This is a genomic window from Streptomyces sp. 8K308, assembly GCF_004348315.1.
In the GTDB taxonomy this organism is placed as follows: Bacteria; Actinomycetota; Actinomycetes; order Streptomycetales; family Streptomycetaceae; genus Streptomyces.
In genome coordinates this window covers 1-6,996 of the sequence record NZ_SMKC01000359.1, presented here as the reverse complement: position 1 = coordinate 6,996, position 6,996 = coordinate 1, and the positions used below count along the sequence as shown (strand labels likewise).

General features: G+C 73.2%; 6 protein-coding genes. 3 read left to right on the top strand and 3 right to left on the bottom strand.

Features of this window, described 5'->3' with window-relative positions:
- Nucleotides 1–29: 29 nt before the first annotated feature.
- From E1265_RS31080 to E1265_RS31070, 3 genes are read right to left on the bottom strand one after another with little or no spacing between them, the layout of a single operon-like run.
- Nucleotides 30–1,178, bottom strand: coding sequence for a Gfo/Idh/MocA family oxidoreductase (locus tag E1265_RS31080; protein ID WP_132934313.1), 1,149 nt, complete (start codon nucleotides 1,176–1,178; stop codon nucleotides 30–32).
- Nucleotides 1,179–1,212: 34 nt separating this feature from the next.
- Nucleotides 1,213–1,881, bottom strand: coding sequence for a TrkA family potassium uptake protein (locus E1265_RS31075; protein ID WP_132934312.1), 669 nt, complete (start codon nucleotides 1,879–1,881; stop codon nucleotides 1,213–1,215).
- Nucleotides 1,878–2,543 (bottom strand): TrkA family potassium uptake protein, encoded by a 666-nt coding sequence (locus E1265_RS31070; RefSeq protein ID WP_132934311.1) that lies wholly within the window; start codon nucleotides 2,541–2,543, stop codon nucleotides 1,878–1,880. The genes E1265_RS31075 and E1265_RS31070 overlap by 4 nt, the downstream gene beginning before the upstream one ends.
- Before the next feature lie 113 nt (nucleotides 2,544–2,656).
- On the opposite strand from E1265_RS31070, the gene E1265_RS31065 reads away from it, so the two are divergent.
- From E1265_RS31065 to E1265_RS31055, 3 genes are all read left to right on the top strand, one after another.
- Nucleotides 2,657–4,750 (top strand): APC family permease, encoded by a 2,094-nt coding sequence (locus tag E1265_RS31065; protein WP_132934310.1) that lies wholly within the window; start codon nucleotides 2,657–2,659, stop codon nucleotides 4,748–4,750.
- A 48-nt stretch (nucleotides 4,751–4,798) separates the two neighbouring features.
- Complete coding sequence (locus tag E1265_RS31060; RefSeq protein ID WP_132934309.1) at nucleotides 4,799–6,163, top strand: class I SAM-dependent RNA methyltransferase; 1,365 nt, start codon at nucleotides 4,799–4,801, stop codon at nucleotides 6,161–6,163.
- Between the two features lie 143 nt (nucleotides 6,164–6,306).
- The coding region (locus tag E1265_RS31055) for a putative T7SS-secreted protein (RefSeq protein WP_347877267.1) at nucleotides 6,307–6,996 on the top strand (690 nt) is incomplete at its 3' end.

Genomic DNA, 6,996 nt, shown 5'->3' with positions numbered 1-6,996 from the left:
TCCCCATCCCGCGCGGAGCGCGCAAGGGGCTAGACGGCGGTCCATGAGCCGGAGGCGGCGGACGTGGCCAGCGCCTCCAGCGTCTCCGCCGCCGCCACCGCGTCCGCCAGCGTCGCCGGCGAGCGGTCCGCGGCGAGGAAGTCCGCCGCCTCGGCGACCTTGGAGTCGTCGTAGCTCATCGCGTTCCCCGCGCCCGGGTGGAAGCGCCCGTAGTCGCCGTCGCCAGGGGCGGCGGTCCAGCGGGTCACCGGCTGGTTGAGGTAGGAGTCGCCGGTGCTGACCGCGAGTTCGCCGGGGCGGCGGAAGTCCCAGGCGAGGAGCCCGCGCGTGCCGTGGACGGAGAAGCCGTACGCGTTCTGCTCGCCGACCGCCGCGCGGCTCGCCTCGAAGGTGACCGGCACGCCGGTCACGGTGCGCAGCAGCGCGCAGACGTAGTCCTCGTTCTCGACCCGGCCCGTCCGGGCCTCCCCGGCCGCCACCGCGTAGTGGCTGGTGTCGGCGGCGCCCGGCAGCGGGCGGCGCGGGGTGAAGACGGCCGTCTCGGCGACGACGGCCGCCAGGTCGCCCAGCAGGAACCGCACCAGGTCGACGCCGTGCGAGGCCAGGTCGCCGAGCACCCCGCTGCCGCCGTGCTCCCGGGTGAAGCGCCAGTTCAGCGGGGCCATCGGGTGGGCCGCGTAGTCCGTGAGCAGGTGGCAGTTGGCGTGCGTCGGGGCGCCGATGGCGCCCTCCCGCAGCAGCGCGCGGGCGCGGGCGACCGCCGGGAAGGTGCGGTAGTTGAAGCCGACGGCCGCCCGGACGCCGGCGCGGGCGACGGCCTCGGCGACCGCCCGCGCGTCCGCGGCCGTCAGCCCGACCGGCTTCTCGATCCACAGGTCACGGCCGGCCTCGGCGACCGCCGCGCCGATCTCCCGGTGCAGCGCGTTGGGGGCGGTCACGCTGACGGCCCGCACCTCCGGGTCGGCCAGCAACTCGCGCCAGTCGCCGTACCGCCGCACCGGCCCGAACCGCGCGGCGAAGTCGTCGAGCTGGCCCGGCGCCGGGTCGGCCACGGCCACCAGCCGTGGCCGGACGCCGAGTCCCGGGTAGTGGTGCGGCAGCCTGGCGTAGGCGCGGGCGTGCACGTGTCCCATCCAGCCGGCGCCGATGACGCCGACGCCGAGCTCTGCGGCCTCCATGACAGGAGATTCTGAGGTGCGGATGTCCTGACAATCAATGATCGAGGCTCGGGAACAACAGCGCCCGCAGCTCGGGCTCCCGGGCCGGGGCCGTCACGAACAGCAGCTCGTCGCCCGCGGCCAGCGCGTCGTCCGGGTCTGGGATCAGCACCCGGGAGCCGCGGATGATCGTCACCAGCGCCGTGTCTTGCGGCCAGGCCACCTCGCCGACCCGGGTGCCGACCAGCGCCGCGCCCTCCGGGAGCGTGAGCTCCATCAGGTTGGCGTCGCCCTGGCTGAACCGCATCAGGCGCACCAGGTCACCGACGCTCACCGCCTCCTCGACCAGCGCGGACATCAGCCGCGGGGTGGAGACGGCGACGTCGACGCCCCAGGAGTCGTTGAACAGCCACTCGTTGTTGGGGTGGTTGACCCGGGCCACCACCCTCGGCACCCCGTACTCGGTCTTCGCGAGCAGCGACACCACGAGGTTGACCTTGTCGTCGCCGCTCGCCGCGATCACCACCTGGCAGCGCTCGAGGGCCGCCTCGTCCAGGGTGGTGATCTCGCAGGCGTCCGCGAGCAGCCACTCGGCCTCCGGCACCCGCACCACGGAGACGGCCTGTGGCGACTTGTCGATCAGCAGCACCTCGTGACCGTGCTCCAGCAGCTCGCGGGCCACCGACCTGCCCACCGCGCCGGCCCCGGCGATCACCACCCTCATGCCGGCTCCTCGGGTCCGCGCAGGCACACGGCCTCCACCTCTGCCACCCGGTTGCTATACATCATCACGTGCACCAGATCGCCCTCCTGCAGCACCGTGCTCGCGGTCGGCAGCATCGCCTCGCCGAGTCGGGTCAGGAACGCCACGCGCACGCCCGTCTGCTCCTGGAACTCGCTCACCCGGTGCCCGACCCAGCTGTTCGCCACGTGCACCTCGGAGAGCTGCACCCCGCCGCTCGGGTCACGCCACAGCGGCTCGGCGCCGGACGGCAGCAGTCGCCGCAGCATCTGGTCCGCGGTCCAGCGCACCGTGGCGACGGTCGGGATGCCGAACCGCTCGTACACCTCGGCCCGGCGCGGGTCGTAGATCCGGGCCGTGACGTTCTCCACGCCGAACACCTCGCGCGCCACCCGAGCCGCGATGATGTTGGAGTTGTCGCCGCTGCTGACCGCCGCGAACGCGCCGGCCTCCTCGACGCCCGCCTCCGTGAGGGTGCCGCGGTCGAAGCCGAGTCCGGTCACCCGCCGGCCGGCGAAGCGCGAGCCGAGGCGGCGGAAGGCTGTGGGGTCCTGGTCGATGACGGCGACCGAGTGCCCCCGCTCCTCCAGGGTCTGGGCCAGGGCGGCCCCGACCCGACCACAGCCCATGATCACGATGTGCATAGGTCTCCGTGCCTAGGTCGAACGTCGTGCGAGTCGCGCGAGGGTCGTCGCAGCGGACAACGCTACCGGGCGGCCGGGCGCCTGTCCGTTTCAGGGGGGCCACCGGGCGTAACGTGTGCCGCATGGCGGTCACCAAGCGCGTCCTGCTGGGTCGTGCGCTGCGCAGCGACACCCTGCGCGAGACGCTGCTGCCCAAGCGCATCGCGCTGCCCGTGTTCGCCTCCGACCCGCTGTCGTCCGTGGCGTACGCGCCGGGCGAGGTGCTGCTGATCCTCTCCATCGCGGGTCTCTCGGCCTACCACCACAGCGGCTGGATCACGCTGGCGATCCTGCTGCTGATGGTCACGGTGGTGGCCTCCTACATGCAGACCGTGCGCGCCTATCCCGGCGGTGGCGGCGCCTACGCCGTCGTGTCGAGCAACTTCGGCCGCCGGGCCGGGCTCACCGTCGGCAGCGCTCTGCTGGTCGACTACGTGCTGACGGTCGCCGTCTCCGTCGCCGCTGGCATCGACAACCTTGGCTCGGCGGTCGGCTTCGTCAAGCACAACGACGTGCTCTCGGCGTTCGTGGTGATCGCCGTGCTGATGCTGCTCAACCTGCGCGGCGTGAAGGAGTCGGGGACGCTGTTCGCCATCCCCACCTACGCCTTCGTGGTCTGCGTGCTGGGGACCGTGGCCTGGGGCGCCTTCCGCGGCTTCGTCCTCGACGACCGCATGCGCGCCCCCACCGCCGACTTTGAGATCGTGCCCGAGCAGACCAACCTCTCGGCGTTCGCCATGGGCTTCCTGCTGCTGCGGGCGTTCTCCTCCGGGTGCGCGGCGCTCACCGGCGTCGAGGCCATCAGCAACGGCGTGCCCGCCTTCCGCGAGCCCAAGGAGCGCAACGCGGCCGTCACCCTGCTCATCATGGGCACGCTGGCCACCACGATGTTCCTCGGGGTGATGACCCTCGCCCTCAACACCCACGTGCACATGGCCGAGAACCCGGCCGCCGACCTGCTGATCGACGGTCAGCCGGCGGGCAGCGGGTACCACCAGGAGCCGGTCATCGCGCAGGTGGGCGCCGCGGTCTTCGGCGGCGGCTCCGTCCCCTTCTACCTGCTGGCGACGGCCACCGCCCTGGTCCTCTTCCTGGCCGCCAACACCGCCTACAACGGCTTCCCGGTGCTCGGCTCGATCCTTGCCCAGGACCGCTACCTGCCCCGCCAGCTGCACACCCGCGGCGACCGGCTGGCGTTCAGCAACGGCATCGTCTTCCTCACCCTGCTCGCCGCGCTGCTGGTCGCCGTCTTCGACGCCAACGTCAACCAGCTGATCCAGCTCTACATCGTCGGCGTCTTCGTCTCCTTCACCTTCAGCCAGAGCGGCATGGTCAGGCACTGGAACCGGCTGCTGGCCGCCGGGACCGGCGACCGGGTCGCGCGCCGCAGGATGCGCCGGGCCAGGGCGCTCAACGGCTTCGGCGCCGGCGTGTGCGCGCTGGTGCTGGTGATCGTGGTGCTGACCAAGTTCACCCAGGGCGCCTGGGTCTCGCTGGTCGGCATGGCCCTCTTCTACTCGCTGATGACGGCGATCCGCCGGCACTACGACCGGATCGCCGAGGAGCTGGCCCTCGATCCGGAGGAGAAGCGCCCGGACGTGCGCGCCTCCCAGGTGCACGCCGTCGTCCTGGTCTCCAAGATCCACAAGCCGACGCTGCGCGCCCTGTCGTACGCCAAGCTGCTGCGCGCCGACAGCCTGGTCGCGGTGACCATCGCCGTCGACCCGGATGAGGCCAGGAGCCTCAAGGCCGAGTGGCGGCGCTGGGACCTCGACGTCCCGCTGAAGGTGCTCGAGGCGCCCTACCGGGAGATCACCCACCCCTTCGTCGGCTACGTCAAGGAGCTGCGCCGCACGCACCCCAACGACGTGGTGAGCGTGATCATCCCCGAGTACGTCGTGGGCCGCTGGTACGAGGCCCTCCTCCACAACCAGAGCGCGCTGCGGCTCAAGGGCCGGCTGCTGCTGACGCCCGGCGTGACCGTCACTTCGGTGCCGTGGCAGCTGAGCTCCGCCGAGGCGGCGAGGCGCCGGGCCAGGCGCCGCTCCGAGCTGCGTGCCCCGGGCGCGGTTCGCCGCGGCTGGCAGCACCGGCCGCACCTCCACCACGGCAACCACGGCAACCACGGCGACGGCGGCCGTTCCAAGGGGCGCCGGGACCGGTCGTAGACTGGACGGCCGCCCTCACTTCCACCCGTTCAGGAGACCAGAACCCCCATGGCCAGCACGGACTCGTCCCCCACGGCGCCCACGCCGGCGTCGCTCGCCGGCCAGGAGTACGAGGTGGAGGTCGGCCCGGTGGCCCACGGCGGCCACTGCGTGGCCCGCGCCGAGGACGGCCGGGTGCTCTTCGTCCGGCACAGCCTGCCCGGCGAGCGCGTCATCGCCCGCGTCACGGAGGGCCGCGAGGACTCCCGCTTCCTGCGCGCCGACGCCGTCCGCGTGCTTGAGCCGTCCAAGGACCGGGTGCCGGCGCCCTGCCCCTACGCGGCGCCCGGCAAGTGCGGCGGCTGCGACTGGCAGCACGCGAGGCCCGGGGCCCAGCGGCGGCTCAAGGGCGAGGTGCTGACCGAACAGCTGCGCAAGCTCGCCGGGCTCAGCCCCGAGGAGGCCGGCTGGGACGGCACGGTCGAGCCGGCGCCGGGCGACAAGGTGGCCCCCGGCGAGGTGCCGGCCTGGCGCACCCGCGTGCAGTACACGGTCGACGAGAACGGCCGGGCCGGCCTGCGCCGGCACCGCTCGCACGAGGTGCAGCCCATCGACCGCTGCCTGATCGCCGCCGAGGCGGTCACCGAGCTCGGCATCGAGGCCCGCGCCTGGCCCGGCATGGCGAGCGTGGAGGCCGTGGCCGCGACCGGGTCGAGCGACCGCATGGTGGTGCTCACCCCGCGCGGCGACGCCCGGCTGCCGCTGGTGGAGCTCGACCGGCCGGTCTCGGTCATGCGCGCCGAGGAGGAGCGCGGGCGCGGCGAACAGACGCTGCACCGGGTGCACGGCCGGGCCTTCGTGCGCGAGCGGGCCGACGGCCGCACCTGGCGGGTGAGCGGCGGCGGCTTCTGGCAGGTACACCACCAGGCGGCCGGGGTGCTGGTGGACGCGGTGATGCGGGGCCTCACCCCGCGCAAGGGTGAGACCGCCCTCGACCTCTACTGCGGCGCCGGCCTCTTCGCCGGGGCGCTCGCCGACCGGATGGGGGAGCGGGGCGCGGTGCTCGGCATCGAGGCGTCCAAGCGCGCCGTCCACGACGCCCGGCACAACCTGGCCGACTTCCCCCGGGTAAGGATCGAACACGGCACGGTGGAGCGGGTGCTCCCGCGCACCGGCATCACCGAGGCCGACCTGATCGTCCTCGACCCGCCCCGCGCCGGCGCCGGCCGCGCCGTCATCCGGCACATCGCCCCGCTCGGCGCCCGCCGCATCGCCTACGTGGCCTGCGATCCCGCCGCCCTCGCCCGCGACCTGGCCCACTTCCGCGACGCCGGCTACGTCCCGCGCTTCCTGCGGGCGTTCGACCTGTTCCCGATGACCCACCACATGGAGTGCGTCGCCATCCTGGAGTCGGCGGAGAAGCGGCGCCGCTGAGGCGTGCTGGTGATGATCCTGTGACAGATCCGCCATGGATCGGGGGACCGCCGGTGCCTAGCGTGGGCTGATCGCGAGTGTGATCGGTGCTGTGCACGGGGGTGTTGGGGATGGGGCGGCCGTCTGACTGGTCTCCGGTCGACATGGATGCGGACCCGACGCCGGGGAATCCGGACGAGGTCCGCACGTTGGCGGACGAGCTGCAAACATTCGCGGACGATGTGGGCGAGGCGTTGGGGCGGGTGCGTGGCATGGCCGGGGACCGGGCGGTGTTGGACTGGGCGGGTCTGTCGGCGGAGGCGTTCCGGTCGGAGTTCGACGGGGTGCCGGGGAATCTGGAGAAGCTTCGGACGTCGTATGACATGGCGGCGCGGGCTTTGCAGTCGTACTGGCCGACGTTGGAGACGGCGCAGGGCATGGCGGACCGTGCCCTGGACCGCGCCATCGCCGCGCAGGCCGATCTCTCCTCCGCGCGAGCGGCGCTTTCGGACGCGCAGGACTGGGTGAACCGGGCCGGCGAGGAGGCCGACCGGCTTGAGCGGGAGGGTGAGCGGGAGGGCGTCGAGCCGCCGGCGGAGGCGGAGGTGCGGGCCGCCACCCGGGACGCGAACGCCGCGGACCAGGCGGCGAGTTCGGCCCAGGGCCGGGTGGACGCGGCTGAGGAGGCGTTGTCGGCGGCCCGTCAACTGGCCCAGGACGCGAAGGGGATGCGGGAGGAGGCGGCCCGGGTCTGTGCGGACGGGATCGACGCCGCGTCCGATGCCGGTATTCAGAACCGGCGGTGGTGGGAGGACGCGATCCACTGGGTGTCGGAGAACTGGGACACCATCGTG

What these genes read in the sequence shown, in the direction of transcription:
- E1265_RS31070 (WP_132934311.1), bottom strand. Translation starts at nt 2,543, where the DNA reads ATGCACATCGTGATCATGGGCTGTGGTCGGGTCGGGGCCGCCCTGGCC.
- E1265_RS31060 (WP_132934309.1), top strand. Translation starts at nt 4,799, where the DNA reads ATGGCCAGCACGGACTCGTCCCCCACGGCGCCCACGCCGGCGTCGCTC.
- E1265_RS31075 (WP_132934312.1), bottom strand. Translation starts at nt 1,881, where the DNA reads ATGAGGGTGGTGATCGCCGGGGCCGGCGCGGTGGGCAGGTCGGTGGCC.
- E1265_RS31080 (WP_132934313.1), bottom strand. Translation starts at nt 1,178, where the DNA reads ATGGAGGCCGCAGAGCTCGGCGTCGGCGTCATCGGCGCCGGCTGGATG.